The following is a 17036-nucleotide window of genomic DNA, read 5'->3' on the forward strand; positions in this document are numbered from 1 at the left end:
CTCTTAAAAAATCATCGTTATGCCGGAATCAGGATAAACTTAAGAGAAGCCTCAAAGGAGGAGATAACCATGAAACGATTACCGATCCTGATCGCGCTGCTTCCGTTCGCCGCGCTCGCACAGCCGATAAACACGCTGAACAACCCGAACCAGCAGGGCTATGTCATTCCGAGCCAGCAGCGTATGCAGACGGAGATGATGAGCCAGCAACAGCAGCAGAAAGGGATGCTTAATCAGCAGTTAAAGACGCAGACCCAGGTGCAGCAGCAGTACCTGCAAAACCAGATGAACGCTAATACCCAGCGCGTGCAGCAGGGCCAGATGCGCGAGCAGCCGCTGCCAAACTCAAACGGTGGGATGTTAGGGGGCGGGATGTCGCAAAGCAGCGGTCAGCAGCATATGCTGCCGACCCAGCAGAACGGCAGTATGCTTAATAAATAAAGTTCGGCCCGATCTGGTCAATCGCATCGGTACAGATGCTGTCCACGCCCCAGCGCAGCAGCTCGGCTGCACGCTGGGGTTTGTTGACGGTGTAGACCAGGATATGCAGACCGGCCTCTTTCAACAGCGTCACGCGCGCTTCATCCAGCAGCTTATGGTTGAGGTGGATCGACACGCAAGCTAAGCGGGCAGTCAGCGCGCGCCAGTCTTCTCGCCACTCATCCAGCAGCAGCCCGCGCGGCAGCTCTGGTACGGCCGCCTGTGCCGCTTCCAGCGCGTCGATGTCAAACGACGACAGCAGCGGTACCGTCATCCCTTCCCACAGCTCACGCGCGGCCAGCGCGATGACTTTGCCCGTCAGCGGCCCGGTGCCGGTGGTCGGTTTGATTTCGATGTTGGCCATCATGCCGTGCTGGCGGCAGCGGTCCGCCACTTCCGCCAGCAGCGGCAGCGGTTCACCTTTGAATTCCCCGCTGAACCAGCTTCCGGCATCCACCTTCAGCAGATCGCACCACGGCAGTTCGCCCGCCACGCCCCAGCCGTTGCTGGTGCGTTCAAGGTTGTCGTCATGTAGCAGGAAAATTTCGCCGTCCTTCGACAGCTTGGCATCGAACTCGATCATCGTGTGGCCGTAGCGCGCGCCAGCGTCAATTGCCGCCAGGGTGTTTTCCGGCGCCAGTTTACCGCCGCCACGGTGGGCGACAATGTGGGGGTAAGGCCAGTTGCTCATACTCGTTGTCCTGTTTCACCGTCAAATAAGTGCAGGTGATTTTCCGGCATATGCAGCCACAGCGTGCTGCCTGCCTTCGGGCGCTCCTGATGCGGCAGGCGCACCACCAGCTTTTGTTCGCCCCAGCGTCCGTGCGCCAGGTTGTCTGCGCCCAGCATCTCCAGCGTGTCCATCACCAGCGGCACGCCGCCGTCCGCCTGAGACGTCAAACCAATATGCTCCGGGCGGATACCGAGCGTCATCTTACGCCCGGCGTAGCCACGATAGTACCAGTTGATCGGCAACGCCATCCCGCTTTCCAGCTCAAAATGGGTTCCTGCAGCATTGATCCGCCCGTCCAGCAGGTTCATCGCCGGGCTGCCGATAAAACTCGCCACAAAACGGCTGGCCGGTTTTTCGTAGACTTCCACCGGGGTGCCAATCTGCTCGGCGATGCCTTTGTTCATCACCATCACGCGCTGGGCGAGAGTCATGGCCTCTACCTGATCGTGGGTCACGTAGAGGGACGTGGTTTTAAGGCGGCGATGCAGCTGCTGTAGCTCAAGGCGCATCTGCACGCGCAGCTTGGCGTCGAGGTTTGACAGCGGTTCGTCGAACAGAAAGACCGCCGGGTCGCGCACGATGGCGCGCCCCATCGCCACGCGCTGACGCTGGCCGCCGGAAAGCTCACGCGGGCGACGCTTGAGCAGGCCGTCAAGCTCCAGAATGCGCGCGGCTTCTTTCACGCGCTCCTCGATATGGCCTTTGCCCATGCCGCGAATTTTCAGCCCCCAGGCCATGTTCTCTTCCACGCTCATGTGCGGATAGAGGGCGTAGTTCTGGAACACCATCGCGATGCCGCGATCTTTGGGTTCCATCTCGGTAACGCGCTGGCGGTCAATCCAGATATCCCCGGACGTCACGCGTTCCAGCCCCGCCACCATGCGCAGCAGCGTGGATTTCCCACAGCCGGACGGACCGACCATGACGATAAATTCCCCGTCCGCCACGTCGAGCGTCAGCGGCTGAATGACCTGGGTTTTGCCGTCCCAGCTTTTGGTTACTGCCTGTAATTTTAAACCTGCCATCTTATTTCTCACTGTCCACTAAACCACGCACAAACGCACGCTGCATGGCTAAAACGATAACGACCGGGGGGATAAGGGTGAGCAGCATCGCCGCCATTACCTGGTTCCAGAGGGTGGTGCCTTCGCCGGTGGCGATCATGCCTTTGATGCCTGCCACGGCGGTGCCGAGGTTGACGTCCTGAACGATCAGCAGCGGCCACAGGTACTGGTTCCAGCCGTAGATAAAGGTGATCACAAACAGCGCCGCAAGGTTGGTTTTCGACAGCGGCAGCACGATGTCGCGGAAGAAGCGCATCGGCGAGGCGCCGTCAATACGCGCGGCTTCAATCAGCTCATCCGGCAGGGTCATAAAGAACTGGCGGAACAGGAAGGTGGCGGTCGCCGAGGCCATCAGCGGCAGGGTTAAGCCCGCGTAGCTGTCGAGCATCTTCAGGTTGGCGATCACATCCACCGTCGGGAAGATACGCACCTCCACCGGCAGCATCAGAGTGATGAAAATCATCCAGAAAAACAGGTTACGCAGCGGAAAGCGGAACCAGACGATGGCGAAGGCCGAGAGCATCGACACCGTGATTTTGCCGATGGTGATGCCGAACGCCATGATGAAACTGTTGAGCATCATCAGCCAGAACGGCGCGCTGTTGGCCCCCACGCCCTGGGTCCAGATAGTTTTCATGTTCTCGAAAAGATGCCCGCCGGGGACGAGCGTCATCGGCGTGTCGAACACCGCTTTGGTGTCCAGCGTGGCGGCGACGAAGGCCACGTACAGTGGAAACAGGATGACGAGGATGCCCAGGATCAGCAGGGTATGGCTGAAAATCGTCAGCCCGCGACGGTTCTCAATCATTGGTAGCGCACCTTACTTTCGACATAGCGGAACTGCACCACCGTGAGGATGATGACGAGGAACATCAGCACCACGGACTGGGCGGCAGAGGCAGAGAGATCAAGCCCGGCAAAGCCTTCGCGGTAAATTTTATAAATCAGCGTGGTCGTCGCCTGTACCGGACCGCCCGCAGTGGCGGCGTCGATCACCGGGAAGGTGTCGAAGAAGGCGTACACCAGGTTTACCACCAGCAGGAAGAAACTCACCGGGGCGATCAGCGGCAGCGACAGCCGGAAGAAGCGGCGCACTGGCCCTGCGCCGTCAATCGCGGCGGCCTCCACCAGCGAACGCGGGATAGACTGTAGCGCGGCGAAGAAAAACAGGAAGTTATAGCTGATCTGCTTCCACACCGAGGCGAACACCACCAGGAACATGGCCTGACCGCTGTTCTGGGCGTGGTTCCAGTCATAGCCAAACTCGCCCAGGAAGTGGGTAATCAGCCCGCGCCCCGGGTTAAACAGGAAGATCCACAGCACGGCGGCCACGGCGGGAGCCACAGCGTAAGGCAGCAGCATCAGGGTCTGATACAGACGGCTGCCGCGCACTACGTAATCCACCAGCGCGGCGAAGAACAGCGACGCGACAAGACCGCTGACGGTGACCAGCGCGCTGAATTTGATCGTCGTCCAGAAGGAGTCCAGGTAGTAGCTGTCATGGAACAGCGCGGTAAAGTTGTCCAGCCCGACAAACTGGCTGGAAAGCCCGAACGGATCGACGCTTTGTACCGAGTACCACAGCGCTTCGCCCGCAGGCCAGATAAAGAAGATAACGGTGATGACCAGCTGCGGCGCGACCAGCAGGTACGGCAGCCAGCGGGAACGGAACACCGGACGGGATGATGACATAGGTTAGCTCAAGTAGGTTTTCGCCCCTCACCCCGGCCCTCTCCCCATAGGGGCGAGGGAGAAAAGACGGCTCCGTGCAGTCCCCTCTCCCCTATGGGGAGAGGGTTAGGGTGAGGAGTAAGATTTTAATTAAGACTTCGTCGACTGCTCAAAGCGGCGTAACAGTTGGTTGCCGCGCTCTACCGCTGAATCCAGCGCCTGCTGAGGCGTTTTCTTCCCGGTCCAGACGCTTTCCAGCTCTTCATCAACGATGGTGCGGATCTGCGGCATGTTGCCCAGACGCAGGCCTTTGGTGAACGGCAACGGCGGCTTGTTCAGCATCTGACGCGTCGCGATGTCCGCGCCCGGGTTCTTGCTGTAGAAGCCCTGCTCCCGGGTCAGGTCGTACGCGGCTTTGGTGATCGGCAGGTAGCCGGTCTTCTGGTGCCACTCGGCGGCGTTTTCCGGCTTGGCCAGGAAGTCGAGGAACTCGGCCACGCCTTTGTAGGTGCCGTTGTCTTTACCCTGCATCACCCACAGGCTCGCCCCGCCGATGATGGCGTTCTGCGGCGCGCCTTTTACATCAGCGTCGTACGGCATCATGCCCACGCCGTAGTTGAATTTGGCGTAGTGACGGATGTCCGCCAGCGAACCGGAAGACGCGGTAGTAATGGCGCAGTCACCGTTGTAGAACTTCTCGGTGGATTCGTCTTTGCGCCCGAAATAGCTGAAGTCGCCCTTCTTGTTCAGATCGGCCAGCAGCGCGATGTGCTTCACCTGCTCCGGCTTGTTAAATTCCAGAACCGCGTCGGTGCCATCGAAGCCGTTGTTTTTGGTGGCAACCGGCAGGCCGTGCCAGGCGCTGAAGTTTTCAATCTGGATCCAGCCCTGCCAGCCGCTGGCGTAGCCGCACTTCATCCCCGCCGCTTTCAGCTTCGCGGTGTACTCCGCCAGATCCTGCCAGGTTTTTGGCGGCTGTTCCGGATCTAAACCGGCTTTTTTGAAGGCATCTTTGTTGTAGTACAGCACTGGCGTGGAGCTGTTAAATGGTTGGGACAGCAGGTGGCCGGTTTTGGAATCGGTGTAGTAACCGGAAACGGTCGGCACAAACTGGGATTCGTCAAAGTTGATGCCCGCGTCTTTGAACACTTCATAGACCGGCTTGATGGCTTTGGAGGCCATCATGGTCGCGGTGCCGACTTCATAAACCTGTAACAGGGCTGGCGCATTGCCGGTACGGAAGGCGGCGATGCCCGCGCTCAGGCTCTGCTCGTAGTTGCCTTTGTACACCGGCACAATTTTGTAATCCGGGTGGGTGTCGTTGAAACGTTGCGCCAGGGAGTCAACCTCTTTACCCAACTCCCCTTCCATAGAATGCCAGAACGGAATGGTGGTCACAGCCATTGCGTTCGTCGCAAAAGCCAGACCGATTGCCAGACCCAAAGCTGTGTGTCGTAACGATGTCATTGTCATCTCTCTTATTATGCCGGATGCGCGATATCACGCGTTTTGTGCTCGCGAGGTAACATGACATGCTCGAATGACAGAAAAATAACTGTTTGTTTACAGATAGGTGACAGCCAGGCGTCAGAGGGATGATGGTTGTGTGAAGGGGTTAATATGAAAAAAAGCCGGGTGGCGGCTGCGCCTTACCCTGCCTGGAGGGTATCCGTAGGCCCGGTAAGCGCAGCGCCACCGGGCGATACAGACGGCTTAACCGCCCAAATACGCGCTCCGCACCGCTTCGTTCGCCAGCAGCGCATCGCCGGTATCGGAGAGCACCACGCGGCCGTTCTCCAGCACGTAGCCACGGTCAGCGAGCTTCAGCGCCTGGTTGGCGTTCTGCTCGACGAGGAAGATGGTCATCCCCTCTTTGCGCAGCTGCTCGATGGTGTCGAAAATCTGCTGAATGATGATAGGCGCCAGCCCGAGCGACGGTTCATCCAGCAGCAGCAGACGCGGCTGGCTCATCAGCGCGCGGCCAATCGCCAGCATCTGTTGCTCCCCGCCGGACATGGTGCCCGCGCGCTGAATTCGCCGCTCCCACAGGCGCGGGAAGAGTTCGTATACCCATTTGATGCGGGTCTGGTATTCATCCCGGTGGGCGAAGAAACCGCCCATCGCCAGGTTCTCTTCGACCGTCATGCGCGAGAACACGCGACGCCCTTCCGGGACGATCGCTACCGCTTCACGCATGATCTTAGCCGTCTGCCAGTCGGTAATATCTTTGCCGTCAAACACAATCCGCCCGCTGGTGGCGCGCGGATCGCCGCACAGGGTGCCGAGCAGCGTGGTTTTCCCCGCGCCGTTGGCACCAATCAGGGTGACGATTTCGCCCTGATTGATATGCAGGCTGACGTCGTGCAGCGCCTGGATCTTGCCGTAGTGCGCATTGACCTTGTCGAACGTTAACATCGCTTTTTCCATCTTATGCCTCACCAAGGTATGCGCGGATCACGTCCGGGTTGCTGCGGATCTCTTCCGGCGTGCCGTTTGCCAGCGGCGTGCCCTGGTTAACCACGTAGATACGGTCCGAAATGCCCATCACCAGCTTCATGTCATGCTCAATCAGCAGGATGGTGGTGTCGTGATGATCGCGAAGCTCGGCAATCAGCTCGTCCAGCTCTTTGGTCTCTTTCGGGTTGAGGCCCGCCGCCGGTTCGTCGAGCATCAGGATCTCCGGCTGGGTCACCATGCAGCGCACGATCTCAAGGCGACGCTGGTCACCGTAGGCAAGGTTGCTCGCCTGACGGTTGGCGTGCTGGAGCAGGCCGATACGGTCGAGCCAGGTGGCGGCGCGATCGAGCGCCTCCTCCTGCGCGCGGCGGAAGGCCGGGGTTTTCAGCAGGCCGGAAAAGAGGCCGGTTTTGAGCTGCTGATGTTGCGCCACCAGCAGGTTCTCAATCACCGTCATCTCCCGGAACAGACGCACGTGCTGGAAGGTACGCACCACGCCCATGCGGGCAATCTGCTGGCCCGGTAGCCCTTCGAGGTGCTGGTCGCGCAGCATGATGGTGCCACCTGTCGGCTTGTAAAAACCGGTCAGGCAGTTGAATACTGTGGTTTTCCCTGCGCCGTTCGGGCCAATCAGGGAGACAATCTCTTTCTTATGCAGATCCAGATTCACGTTGTTGACCGCCAGCAGGCCACCAAAACGCATCATCAGACCGTTAACGGATAATAATGGCTGACTCATGCCTGCTCTCCTTTCGCTTCCGCGCTCTTAAGCTTCAGCTGTGGACGCGTCATCGGCAGCAAGCCCTGCGGACGCCAGATCATCATCAGCACCATCAAGCCACCCAGCATCAGCATGCTGTATTCGTTAAAGTCGCGCATCAGCTCGCGCGAGACCACCAGCAGGATGGCCGCGAGGATCACGGCGAACTGGGAACCCATCCCGCCGAGCACCACAATCGCCAGCACGAAGGCCGATTCGGCAAAGGTGAACGATTCCGGGCTGACGAAGCCCTGACGCGCGGCAAACAGCGTTCCGGCGAAACCGGCAAACGCGGCGCTGATGGTAAACGCGGTCAGCTTGATACGGGTCGGATTCAGGCCCAGGGAGCGGCAGGCGATCTCATCCTCACGCAGCGCTTCCCATGCGCGGCCCAGCGGCATGCGCAGCAGACGGTTGATCACAAACAGGGTAATCACCACCAGCAGCAGCGCCACCAGGTAGAGCCAGATCACGCGGTCGGACGGGTCGTATTTGATGCCAAAGAAGTTGCTGAAGGTATCCCAGCCGCCTTCGCGGGCGGTACGGCTGAACTCCAGGCCGAAGAAGGTCGGTTTCGGGATCTGGCTGATGCCGTTCGGACCGCCGGTCACTTCGGTATTGTTGAGCAGCAGGATACGGACGATTTCACCGAAGCCTAAGGTCACAATCGCCAGGTAGTCACCGCGCAGGCGCAGCACCGGGAAGCCGAGCAGGAAGCCCGCGGCGGCAGAGACCAGCCCCGCCAGCGGCAAACAGGTCCAGAAGCCGAGGCCGTAATAATGGTTCAGCAGCGCGAAGGTGTACGCGCCGATGGCGTAGAACCCGCCGTAGCCCAGCACCAGCAGGCCAGACAGCCCCACCACCACGTTCAGACCTAGCCCCAGAATCACGTAGATCATGGTCAGGGTGGCAATATCCACCGTCCCGCGCGATACCATAAACGGCCACGCCACGGCAGCCACCAGCAGCGCCACAAGGAACAGCTTCTGTTTCACGGTTGTACCGTCGATCGCCGGAAGGACGAATTTCGGCCCGGAGACGTTCTTCAGCGTCTTCTGGAACAGCGGACGCAGCAGCTGGAACAGGAACACCACGCCAGTACCGATAAACACCCACTGCCAGCGGATGTCGGGGGCGGTATCCACCACCAGCTTCGTGCCGTCCAGCCCTAACTGGACGCCCATAAAGACGCCCGCCAGCACGAAGAACATGGCGGCAGAAAGCAGCGCCATCGCAAAATGCATCGGTTTCATACTTTCTCTACCTCCGGACGGCCCAGAATACCGGTAGGCATCACCAGCAGAACCAGAATCAGCAGGGCAAACGAGACCACATCTTTATATTCGGTGCTCAGGTACGCCGAGGAGAGCGCTTCGGCCACGCCCAAAATCAGGCCGCCAATCATCGCGCCCGGAATGCTGCCGATACCGCCCAATACCGCGGCAGTGAAGGCTTTCATCCCGGCCATAAAGCCGATGTACGGGTTGATTACGCCGTAGAACTGGCCGAGCAACACGCCCGCCACCGCCGCCATCGCTGCACCGATCACGAAGGTCAGGGCAATCACGCGGTCGGTGTTGATCCCGAGCAAGCTCGCCATCTTCAGGTCTTCCGCGCAGGCGCGGCAGGCGCGTCCCATGCGGGAGTAGCGGATGAAAACGGTCAGGGCCAGCATCGCCAGGAAGGTCACAATCCAGATAACCAGCTGCATGGTGGTGACAGAGGCAGAGAAGTTTTCGCTGGCCCCCACAATCCACTGGCCGTTAAACAGGCTTGGCAGCGCCACGTCACGCGAACCTTCTGTCAGGCTGACGTAGTTTTGCAGGAAGATGGACATACCGATGGCGGAGATCAGCGCAATAAGGCGCTTGGAGCTGCGCACCGGCCGGTAGGCCACCCGTTCGATGCTCCAGCCGTAGGCGCTGGCAATCACAATCGCGCCGACAAACCCGGCGGCCACTAGCAACCAGCTGCTGTCGATGCCCATCATCATCAGCGCAGCGATGATCATAAAGGAGACGTAGCTACCGATCATGTACACCTCGCCGTGGGCGAAGTTGATCATGCCGATAATGCCGTAAACCATCGTGTAGCCGATGGCGATCAGCGCGTAGGTGCTTCCCAGCGTGACGCCGTTAAACATCTGCTGCAAAAAGTAGAGAAACTGCTCGGACATATGCAAACCTTTTTATATCCGCCCGGTAAACCGGGCGGTGGGATTATTATCTGGCGACCGAGGACGAACCGTCGGCGTGCCACTTAAAGACACCAAATTCAAATCCCTTCAGATCGCCTTTCTCATCCCAGTTCAGCGGCCCAATCACGGTGTTCGCCCCGTGTGCTTTTAAATCTTTCACCAGATCCAGCGGCTCTTTGCTGCCGGTGCGATCCATGGCCGTGGCCAGCGACTGCACGGCCGCGTAGGTGATCCAGACGTATGGGCCACTCGGATCTTTCTTCTGTGCCTTGAGCGCATCCACGATAGCTTTATTCGCCGGATCCTGGTCATAGCGTTTTGGCATCGTCACCATCATGCCTTCGGCAGAATCGCCCGCGATGTTCGACAGGGAGGCATTACCGACGCCCTCAGGCCCCATAAACTGGGTTTTCAGACCGGTGGCGCGCGCCTGGCGCAACATCTGCCCCATTTCCGGGTAGTAGCCGCCGTAGTAAACGAAGTCGATATTCTCTTTTTGCAGGCGGGCGATCAGCGCGGAGAAGTCTTTCTCACCGGCGGTAATGCCGTCGAAGAAGACGATATTCGCCCCGCCTTTTTTTAGGCCGTCCTGTACAGAGCGCGCCAGGCCTTCACCGTACTGCTGTTTGTCATGAATGATGGCAATGCGCTGTGGCTTAACGGTCTCGAGGATGTATTTGGCGGCGGTTGGCCCCTGCGAGGAGTCCAGACCGGCGGTACGCATAATGTGCTGGTAACCGCGCTGGGTCAGTTCCGGGTTGGTGGCGCCCGGGGTGATCATCAGGATGCCTTCGTCTTCGTAGATATCAGACGCAGGCTGCGTGGAGGAGGAACACAGGTGCCCGATGACGTACTGGATACCGTCGTTAACGATTTTGTTGGCGACCGCGACGGCCTGTTTTGGATCGCAGGCGTCGTCATACTCCACGCCCACCAGCTTGTCGCCTTTGATGCCGCCTTTAGCATTGATATCTTTGATGGCCTGACGCGCGCCGTTGAACTCCATATCGCCCCACTGGGCAACGGGGCCGGACATCGCACCCACTACCGCAACTTTAATGTCGTCTGCCATAGCGGCATGCGAGATCGACAGTGCGACCATCCCCGCGATTAACGTCTTCGCGTTCCTTTTCATCTCAGAATCCCCATTCGTGAAGTGATGTTTATATTTTGTTTTATTATGGTTAAAAAGCATTCTGTACTTTTAATGAACAACGCTATTTTTACCAGTGCCTTTAATGGTTTAGCGCAGGTTTTTAACAAAAACCAGACTAATATCTCTATTTTTCAGGCGATTAAGCAAAGATAATATTCTGAAATCAGACGGAGATAAACAAATAAAAGCGCAGTTTGCAGCATAAAATAACGGTACAAAGCGCCGAATAAATCACTACCATTCAGGTTAAAATTCTGCTTATTTTTCGATCCATGTGTTTTCAAACTGCCCATCGCGTTGCCAAAAAACTAATCACCTGGTAAATGGGAAGAAAAAGAGAAAGTGCCTGAGCAATTAAATTGAGTACACTGGCCGTACTCTTTTTGATTTGGACAAGCAGCTAATGAAACTGACTATCGTGCGTCTGGTGACCTTTAGCGACCAGGATCATATCGACCTGGGCAAGATCTGGCCGGAATATTCCTCTTCATCGCTGGCCGTCGATGAGAACCACCGCATCTATGCCGCGCGCTTTAACGAGCGCCTGCTGGCCGCCGTCCGCGTAACGCTGAGCGGCACGGAAGGGGCGCTGGACTCCCTGCGCGTGCGCGACGTGACCCGTCGTCGCGGGGTCGGGCAGTATTTGATTGAAGAGGTGATCCGCGAAAACCCGAGCGTGACCTCCTGGTGGATGGCCGACGTGGGCGTGGAGGATCGCGGCGTAATGGCGGCGTTTATGCAGGCGTTAGGGTTTACGGCGCAGGCGAACGGGTGGGAGAAGCGCTAAAAGAAAGCCGGGTGGCGGCTGCGCCTTACCCGGCCTACATTGTCTGCCACATTGTGTGCCGCATTTTCCCAGGCTGATTGTAGGCCCGGTAAGCGAAGCGCCACCGGGCAAAAGCGGGGCTCTGCGGCCTGATGCCCTCACCCCGGCCCTCTCCCACGGGGAGAGGGAGAAAACATTAAAAAAGGCAACTTATGTTGCCTTTTTGCTTTTATTTGGCGTCTGTCGCCGTGCCGTTGGCATGCCAGTCAAACACGCCGAACTCGAAGCCCTTCAGGTCGCCCTTCTCATCCCAGGACAGCGGCCCCATCACGGTTTCCACCGAGTTCGCTTTCAGCCAGGTGGCAATCTCCGCCGGATCGGCTGACTGGTTCAGGCCCGCTTGCAGAGACTGCAACGCTGCGTAAGTGGTCCAGACGAACGCACCGCTTGGATCCTGTTTCTTCGCCTTGATGGCATCTACAACAGGTTTGTTCGCAGGCACCTGGTCGTAGTTTTTCGGTTTGGTCACCAGCAGCCCTTCAGCAGACTCACCCGCGATGTTAGACAGGGAAACGTTCGCCACGCCTTCTGGCCCCATGAACTGTGTCTTCAGACCCGCCGCACGCGCCTGACGCAGGATCTGCCCCATTTCCGGGTGGTAGCCGCCGTAATAAACGAAATCGATATTTTCTTTCTTCAGACGCGCTACCAGAGTCGAGAAGTCTTTCTCACCGGCGGTGATACCGTCAAAGAACACCACGTTGGCGTTCGCTTTTTTCAGGTTATCCTGCACCGCACGGGCCAGGCCTTCGCCGTACTGCTGTTTGTCATGAACAATCGCGATGCGCTGCGGCTTCACTTTTTCCACGATGTATTTCGCGGCGGTTGGCCCCTGATCGGAGTCCAGACCGGTGGTACGCAGGATCAGCTTATAGCCGCGCGCGGTCAGCTCTGGTGCCGTCGCAGCCGGCGTGATCATCAGAATGCCTTCGTCTTCGTAGATGTCAGACGCGGGCTGGGTGGAAGAGGAGCACAGGTGACCGATAACGTATTTGATCCCGTCATTTACCACTTTGTTCGCCACCGCGACCGCCTGTTTCGGGTCACAGGCATCGTCATATTTTACGATTTGCAGCTTTTCGCCCTTGATGCCGCCCTTAGCATTAATGTCTGCAACCGCCTGTTCCGCGCCCGTAAATTCCTGGTCGCCGTACTGTGCTACCGGACCGGACATCGCGCCCACCACGGCCACTTTAATATCGGCCTGCGCCATAGTGCTGAATGCCAACGCGATACATCCTGCCAGTAACGCTTTACCCTTCATGTTCATCCTGAGATTCCCCATTATTATGGTTATAACGATTGTTGTGATGTTGTTGTGTAGCGCTTTATTTCAATTATAGGCGTGCTGTTCGCGCTTTTTCAGCATACTCTGCTAAAACATACCCCATTTTTATGATTTTGGAATAGCTAATTTGAAATGAAAATATGATAAGCCCGACTGTCATTTGAGCCGGGCTTTTGGCTTTATCGTGTCAGCGAGGCGGAAATAATATCCAGCGCTTTACGGAACTGCGCTTCGGGGATGGTGAGCGGGTAGAGGAAGCGGATAACGTTGCCGTAGACGCCGCAACTCAAAAGCAGCAGCCCTTCGTTCAACGCGCGTTCCTGAACCTGACGGGTAAATTCCGGCGACGGCTGTCCGGTTTGCGGATCGGTAAATTCCACCGCCACCATCGAGCCCTGCCCACGGATATCGGCGATCCAGGGACAGCCATCCTTCGCTTTATTCAGCACCTCGACAAGATGATGGCCGAGATGAGACGCGCGCGTGCAGAGATCTTCCTCGTCAATCACGTCCAGCACCGCATGGGCCGCCGCAATCGCCAGCGGGTTACCCGCGTAGGTGCCGCCCAGTCCGCCCGGAGCGGGCGCGTCCATCACCTCTGCCCGGCCAGAGACGGCAGAGAGCGGCATTCCGCCCGCCAGGCTTTTCGCCATGGTGATCAGATCGGGCTTCACGCAGTGGTTTTCTATGGAGAATAGCTTGCCGGTACGGGCGAAGCCGGTTTGCACTTCGTCGGCGATCAGTAAAATCCCGTGGGTATCGCACAGGGCACGCAGCGCCTGCATAAAATCAGCGGGCGCGACGTTGAACCCGCCCTCGCCCTGAACCGGTTCAATAATGATTGCCGCCACCTGATCGGGCGCGATATCGGCTTTGAAGATGCGCTCCAGGCTTTTTAACGCTTCGGCGGTACTGACGCCGTGCAGGTTGTTGGGGAATTGCGCGTGGTACACCGAGCCGGGGAACGGGCCGAAGCCGAGCTTATAGGGCGCCACTTTGCCGGTCAGCGCCATGGTCATAAAGGTACGGCCGTGGAACGCGCCGTCGAAGGTGATAAGGCCGGGACGTCTGGTGTACGCGCGGGCAATTTTCACCGCGTTTTCGACCGCTTCTGCACCCGTTGAGAAGAAGGCGGTTTTGGCTGGCCCCTCTATGGGTACGCGCTGGTTGATGCGCTCGGCAAGCGCCACATAACCTTCATAGGGGACGATCTGGTAAGCGGTATGGGTAAAGGCATGAAGCTGTTTTTCGATGGCGGCGATAACTTTAGGATGGCGATGCCCGGTATTCAGCACGGCGATCCCGGCGGCAAAATCAATATACTCGTTACCTTCTACATCCCACACCGTGGCGTTTTCGGCTTTATCGGCATAGAAGTTACACATGACGCCGATACCGCGCGGCGTCGCCTGTAAACGCCGGTCGTTCAGTTCGTTATTTTTCACCCTGTCACCCTCTGAAAGTCGCCTGCTTAGCGCATCAGTAAGTGTTTGCCAGGGGCAGGGAATTCGCCAGAGCGGGCGCTAAAAAAACAAAACCCCCAGACTCTCATCCAGGGGTTCTCGGTGTACTTCGCGAAAATTACGCTTCGATAGCGGCGCGAAGTTTTTTCATGGCGTTCTTTTCAAGCTGACGCACACGTTCAGCGGAGACGCCGTAGCGGTCGGCCAGTTCCTGCAACGTGGACTTGTTATCTTCGTCCAGCCAGCGGGCACGGATGATATCCTGGCTACGCTCGTCGAGGCCTTCCATCGCGAAGGTCAGCTTGTTTGCCGCCTGGTCTTCCCAGTTATCCTCTTCAATGCCGTCAGCAAAGTTAGAGGTTTTATCCTGCAGATACAGGACCGGGGCCATCGGCTGGCTGTCGGAGGCATCGTCGTCGGCAGACATATCAAACGTCATGTCCTGCGCGGCCATACGGGATTCCATCTCGCGGACGTCTTTGCTGGAAACGCCCAGCTCGCGCGCCACCATTTCCACTTCATCCTGATTGAACCAGCCCAGACGCTGCTTGGTTTTACGCAGGTTGAAGAACAGTTTGCGCTGCGCTTTCGTCGTAGCGACTTTCACAATACGCCAGTTACGCAGGACGTATTCGTGAATTTCCGCTTTGATCCAGTGCACGGCGAAGGAGACGAGTCGCACACCCACTTCCGGGTTGAAGCGACGTACCGCCTTCATCAGGCCAATGTTACCTTCCTGAATCAGGTCCGCCTGCGGCAGGCCGTAGCCCGCATAATTACGAGCAACGTGAACAACAAAGCGCAGGTGAGACAGGATCAGCGTTTTAGCTGCTTCCAGATCGCCCTGGTAATGCAGCTTTTCAGCAAGCTCCTTTTCTTCCTCAGCCGTTAACATCGGCCAGGTGTTCGCAGCCCGGATGTAAGATTCCAGGTTACCAACAGGGGCTAAAGCTAAAGTTTGCATTTCTTTGGTCATTCATTCCTCTCAATGTTTCTTCTGGTCCAGGTTGTCCCCGTCAGGCAACAACCATGCCAAAGCGTTTGAGCAACGAGATTAGCATTCACTCTTTTATCAGACAGTGATTTTATCCACAAGTTCCAGGTGCAACAGTGAATAAATTACGCACAAAATGTGACATGAAGTTGATTACAGGGGAAGAGACAACAGGGACGCTTTCCCTGCAAGCGAACATCTCGGTGCAGGGAAAGATTATATCACGCTTTTATTAGTCGGGAGTAAAGTGGCGTAAATGTTGAACCGTTGCCAGCCATGCCGCCACCCAGCCGATCATGGAGCAGACCAGCAGCAACAGCAGGCACTCATCGAACCCTAAGCCACTGATATCAAACTTCGTTCCGAAAACCTGCGCCACCTCGGTGACGGCAGAGGACAGCCGCATCACCAAAATTTCTGACAAAATCAATGAAAGAAATGCACCAGAAAAACCTAATAACGCGCCGCCATAGAGGAACGGGCGGAGGATGAAACCATCCGTTGCGCCAATCAGTTTCTGCACGTTGATGGTATCGCGACGGGCGAAGATGCTCAGGCGCACGCTGTTACCGATGACGAGGAACACCGCCGCCACCATCAGCACGCCGATCATCGCCGATACGCGCCCCACCAGCCCGGTCAGGGCGGCAAGACGGGCAAACCAGCTGTCGTCCATGCGCACTTCATCAATCCCATTGATGCGGGTAATGCGGTCGCGCAGGGTGTTGAGCGAATCGGTGCCCTGGAAATCGAGCTTCGGGATCACCACCGCCACGGCGGGCAGCGGGTTCTCTTCCAGCATATCCAGCGCGCCGCCGAACCCGGACCAGTTGCGGAATTCGCCCAGCGCTTCATCGCGGGAAAGATAGTTCACCTTCTCCACGCCCTGCTCGGCCTGAATCTGCCCCACTACCTGAGCCGCCGCGTTATCGTCGAGGGCTTTATCCAGATAAACGGTAATCTGCGGCGACGGATAGTACTGGGACGCCGCCTGGTTCACGTTTTTGTAAACCATGTAGCAGACGCTGGGCAGCGTCAGGGAGATGGCAATCACCATCACCGTCAGGAACGTCGCCAGCGGTTTGCTTTTTAGATCCTGCAACGCGCCCTGGAAGGCGTAGCGCACCTGTTCGTTGAAGACGTTGGTTTTACGGGAGTTCGGTTTCGGTGTCGCTTTGGCACGCTTAGGCGCATGGCGATTGCCGTCCCCGCCGCCCTGAGGCTTGCGGAAACGGTCAAACCGGTTGCTGAACTGCCGAATCTGGTTCATTGCATCACGCTTATTCACCGTGGCCTCCGTGCAAATGCCCGTCGCTCAGGGTCAGCATGCGGTACGAACGGCGTGAGATAAGCCCCATGTCGTGCGTCGCCATCAGTACCGTGACCCCCACGCGGTTAAATTCCTCAAACAGACGCAGGATCCCTTCAGAGAGGGCATCGTCCAGGTTACCGGTCGGTTCATCCGCCAGCAAGACGGCAGGTTTGTTCACCACCGCACGGGCGATGCCCACGCGCTGCTGCTCACCGCCGGAGAGCTGGATCGGGAAGTTCTTCGCTTTGTCCAGCAGCCCGACCTTATCCAGTGCCGCCGAAACGCGACGGCGGATATCATCGTAACTGGCGCCGGCAATAATCAGCGGGATCGCGACGTTATCGAAAACCGTGCGATCCATCAGCAGGTGGTGATCCTGGAAAATCATGCCAATCTGACGACGCAGGAACGGCACTTCACGGTTCTTAAGACGGCTAATTTCATGGCCGCTGAACCAGATTTTCCCGGCACTTGGCCGCTCGATCCCACAGATCAGCTTGAGCAGGGTACTTTTCCCCGCGCCGGAATGGCCGGTCAGGAATGCCATCTCGCCTGGCTGGAGGTGGAATGTTACCCCCTGCAGCGCTTGTCTCCCGCCGAGATAGGCCTTGCTGACGTGTTCAAAGCGAATCATT

At 57.8% G+C, this 17036-nt stretch carries 17 protein-coding genes; 2 read left to right on the forward strand and 15 right to left on the reverse strand.

Annotated elements, in window-relative coordinates:
• Positions 1–69 precede the first annotated feature (69 nt).
• Positions 70–441, forward strand: coding sequence for a DUF2756 family protein (locus IPZ49_RS09160; RefSeq protein WP_063146793.1), 372 nt, complete (start codon positions 70–72; stop codon positions 439–441).
• On the opposite strand, the gene ugpQ is transcribed toward IPZ49_RS09160, so the two are convergent.
• The 10 genes from ugpQ to livK all read right to left on the reverse strand — a co-directional run bounded on the left by ugpQ (position 431) and on the right by livK (position 10497).
• Positions 431–1171 carry a glycerophosphodiester phosphodiesterase gene (ugpQ, locus tag IPZ49_RS09165; protein ID WP_063146794.1) on the reverse strand — a complete coding sequence of 247 codons (741 nt, stop codon included), beginning with the start codon at positions 1169–1171 and terminating at the stop codon, positions 431–433. The two genes, IPZ49_RS09160 and ugpQ, sit on opposite strands and share 11 nt — an antisense overlap.
• The gene (locus IPZ49_RS09170) at positions 1168–2238 is read right to left on the reverse strand and encodes a sn-glycerol-3-phosphate import ATP-binding protein UgpC (protein WP_022649656.1); all 1071 of its coding nucleotides are present in this window, start codon (positions 2236–2238) and stop codon (positions 1168–1170) included. Before IPZ49_RS09170 ends, ugpQ begins: the two co-directional genes overlap by 4 nt.
• A 1-nt stretch (position 2239) precedes the next feature.
• Entirely contained in the window at positions 2240–3085 is an 846-nt protein-coding gene (ugpE, locus tag IPZ49_RS09175; RefSeq protein ID WP_063146795.1) for a sn-glycerol-3-phosphate ABC transporter permease UgpE, read from the reverse strand.
• Positions 3082–3969: a sn-glycerol-3-phosphate ABC transporter permease UgpA gene (ugpA, locus tag IPZ49_RS09180; protein ID WP_003861551.1), complete on the reverse strand. Its 888-nt coding sequence runs from the start codon at positions 3967–3969 to the stop codon at positions 3082–3084. The genes ugpE and ugpA overlap by 4 nt, the downstream gene beginning before the upstream one ends.
• A 129-nt stretch (positions 3970–4098) precedes the next feature.
• On the reverse strand, positions 4099–5415 hold the full coding sequence (gene ugpB, locus IPZ49_RS09185; protein ID WP_022649659.1) for a sn-glycerol-3-phosphate ABC transporter substrate-binding protein UgpB: 1317 nt from the start codon (positions 5413–5415) through the stop codon (positions 4099–4101).
• 246 nt (positions 5416–5661) lie between these two features.
• Positions 5662–6375: a high-affinity branched-chain amino acid ABC transporter ATP-binding protein LivF gene (gene livF / locus IPZ49_RS09190; RefSeq protein WP_023298801.1), complete on the reverse strand. Its 714-nt coding sequence runs from the start codon at positions 6373–6375 to the stop codon at positions 5662–5664.
• Between the two features lies 1 nt (position 6376).
• Positions 6377–7144, reverse strand: coding sequence for a high-affinity branched-chain amino acid ABC transporter ATP-binding protein LivG (gene livG, locus IPZ49_RS09195; protein ID WP_022649661.1), 768 nt, complete (start codon positions 7142–7144; stop codon positions 6377–6379).
• Positions 7141–8418, reverse strand: a complete 1278-nt coding sequence (locus tag IPZ49_RS09200; RefSeq protein ID WP_006812275.1) for a high-affinity branched-chain amino acid ABC transporter permease LivM — start codon at positions 8416–8418, stop codon at positions 7141–7143. The genes livG and IPZ49_RS09200 overlap by 4 nt, the downstream gene beginning before the upstream one ends.
• Complete coding sequence (gene livH, locus IPZ49_RS09205) at positions 8415–9341, reverse strand: high-affinity branched-chain amino acid ABC transporter permease LivH (RefSeq protein ID WP_022649662.1); 927 nt, start codon at positions 9339–9341, stop codon at positions 8415–8417. Before livH ends, IPZ49_RS09200 begins: the two co-directional genes overlap by 4 nt.
• Positions 9342–9387: 46 nt before the next feature.
• Positions 9388–10497: a high-affinity branched-chain amino acid ABC transporter substrate-binding protein LivK gene (gene livK / locus IPZ49_RS09210; protein WP_063146796.1), complete on the reverse strand. Its 1110-nt coding sequence runs from the start codon at positions 10495–10497 to the stop codon at positions 9388–9390.
• Between the two features lie 424 nt (positions 10498–10921).
• Between livK and panM the strand changes: the two genes are divergently transcribed.
• Positions 10922–11305 (forward strand): aspartate 1-decarboxylase autocleavage activator PanM, encoded by a 384-nt coding sequence (panM, locus tag IPZ49_RS09215; protein WP_022649664.1) that lies wholly within the window; start codon positions 10922–10924, stop codon positions 11303–11305.
• Positions 11306–11513: 208 nt separating this feature from the next.
• Here the strand turns inward: panM and livJ are convergent, their stop codons facing one another.
• From livJ to ftsE, 5 genes are all read right to left on the reverse strand, one after another.
• Complete coding sequence (gene livJ / locus IPZ49_RS09220; RefSeq protein WP_015571474.1) at positions 11514–12614, reverse strand: branched chain amino acid ABC transporter substrate-binding protein LivJ; 1101 nt, start codon at positions 12612–12614, stop codon at positions 11514–11516.
• A gap of 197 nt (positions 12615–12811) precedes the next feature.
• Positions 12812–14077 (reverse strand): 4-aminobutyrate--2-oxoglutarate transaminase, encoded by a 1266-nt coding sequence (locus tag IPZ49_RS09225; RefSeq protein WP_063146797.1) that lies wholly within the window; start codon positions 14075–14077, stop codon positions 12812–12814.
• Positions 14078–14213: 136 nt separating this feature from the next.
• Positions 14214–15071, reverse strand: a complete 858-nt coding sequence (gene rpoH / locus IPZ49_RS09230) for an RNA polymerase sigma factor RpoH (protein ID WP_000159624.1) — start codon at positions 15069–15071, stop codon at positions 14214–14216.
• A gap of 250 nt (positions 15072–15321) precedes the next feature.
• On the reverse strand, positions 15322–16377 hold the full coding sequence (ftsX, locus tag IPZ49_RS09235; RefSeq protein WP_022649667.1) for a permease-like cell division protein FtsX: 1056 nt from the start codon (positions 16375–16377) through the stop codon (positions 15322–15324).
• Positions 16370–17035, reverse strand: a complete 666-nt coding sequence (gene ftsE, locus IPZ49_RS09240; protein WP_006812284.1) for a cell division ATP-binding protein FtsE — start codon at positions 17033–17035, stop codon at positions 16370–16372. Before ftsE ends, ftsX begins: the two co-directional genes overlap by 8 nt.
• Between the last annotated feature and the right edge of the window lies 1 nt (position 17036).

Origin of the sequence: Enterobacter cloacae complex sp. S2 (genome assembly GCF_015159675.1) — a bacterium.
In the GTDB taxonomy this organism is placed as follows: Bacteria; Pseudomonadota; Gammaproteobacteria; order Enterobacterales; family Enterobacteriaceae; genus Enterobacter; species Enterobacter intestinihominis.

What these genes read in the sequence shown, in the direction of transcription:
- livK (WP_063146796.1), bottom strand. Translation starts at nt 10,497, where the DNA reads ATGAAAAGGAACGCGAAGACGTTAATCGCGGGGATGGTCGCACTGTCG.
- IPZ49_RS09200 (WP_006812275.1), bottom strand. Translation starts at nt 8,418, where the DNA reads ATGAAACCGATGCATTTTGCGATGGCGCTGCTTTCTGCCGCCATGTTC.
- livH (WP_022649662.1), bottom strand. Translation starts at nt 9,341, where the DNA reads ATGTCCGAGCAGTTTCTCTACTTTTTGCAGCAGATGTTTAACGGCGTC.
- ugpQ (WP_063146794.1), bottom strand. Translation starts at nt 1,171, where the DNA reads ATGAGCAACTGGCCTTACCCCCACATTGTCGCCCACCGTGGCGGCGGT.
- ugpE (WP_063146795.1), bottom strand. Translation starts at nt 3,085, where the DNA reads ATGATTGAGAACCGTCGCGGGCTGACGATTTTCAGCCATACCCTGCTG.
- livG (WP_022649661.1), bottom strand. Translation starts at nt 7,144, where the DNA reads ATGAGTCAGCCATTATTATCCGTTAACGGTCTGATGATGCGTTTTGGT.
- IPZ49_RS09160 (WP_063146793.1), top strand. Translation starts at nt 70, where the DNA reads ATGAAACGATTACCGATCCTGATCGCGCTGCTTCCGTTCGCCGCGCTC.
- ugpB (WP_022649659.1), bottom strand. Translation starts at nt 5,415, where the DNA reads ATGACATCGTTACGACACACAGCTTTGGGTCTGGCAATCGGTCTGGCT.
- IPZ49_RS09170 (WP_022649656.1), bottom strand. Translation starts at nt 2,238, where the DNA reads ATGGCAGGTTTAAAATTACAGGCAGTAACCAAAAGCTGGGACGGCAAA.
- livJ (WP_015571474.1), bottom strand. Translation starts at nt 12,614, where the DNA reads ATGAACATGAAGGGTAAAGCGTTACTGGCAGGATGTATCGCGTTGGCA.
- livF (WP_023298801.1), bottom strand. Translation starts at nt 6,375, where the DNA reads ATGGAAAAAGCGATGTTAACGTTCGACAAGGTCAATGCGCACTACGGC.
- panM (WP_022649664.1), top strand. Translation starts at nt 10,922, where the DNA reads ATGAAACTGACTATCGTGCGTCTGGTGACCTTTAGCGACCAGGATCAT.
- ugpA (WP_003861551.1), bottom strand. Translation starts at nt 3,969, where the DNA reads ATGTCATCATCCCGTCCGGTGTTCCGTTCCCGCTGGCTGCCGTACCTG.
- ftsE (WP_006812284.1), bottom strand. Translation starts at nt 17,035, where the DNA reads ATGATTCGCTTTGAACACGTCAGCAAGGCCTATCTCGGCGGGAGACAA.
- rpoH (WP_000159624.1), bottom strand. Translation starts at nt 15,071, where the DNA reads ATGACCAAAGAAATGCAAACTTTAGCTTTAGCCCCTGTTGGTAACCTG.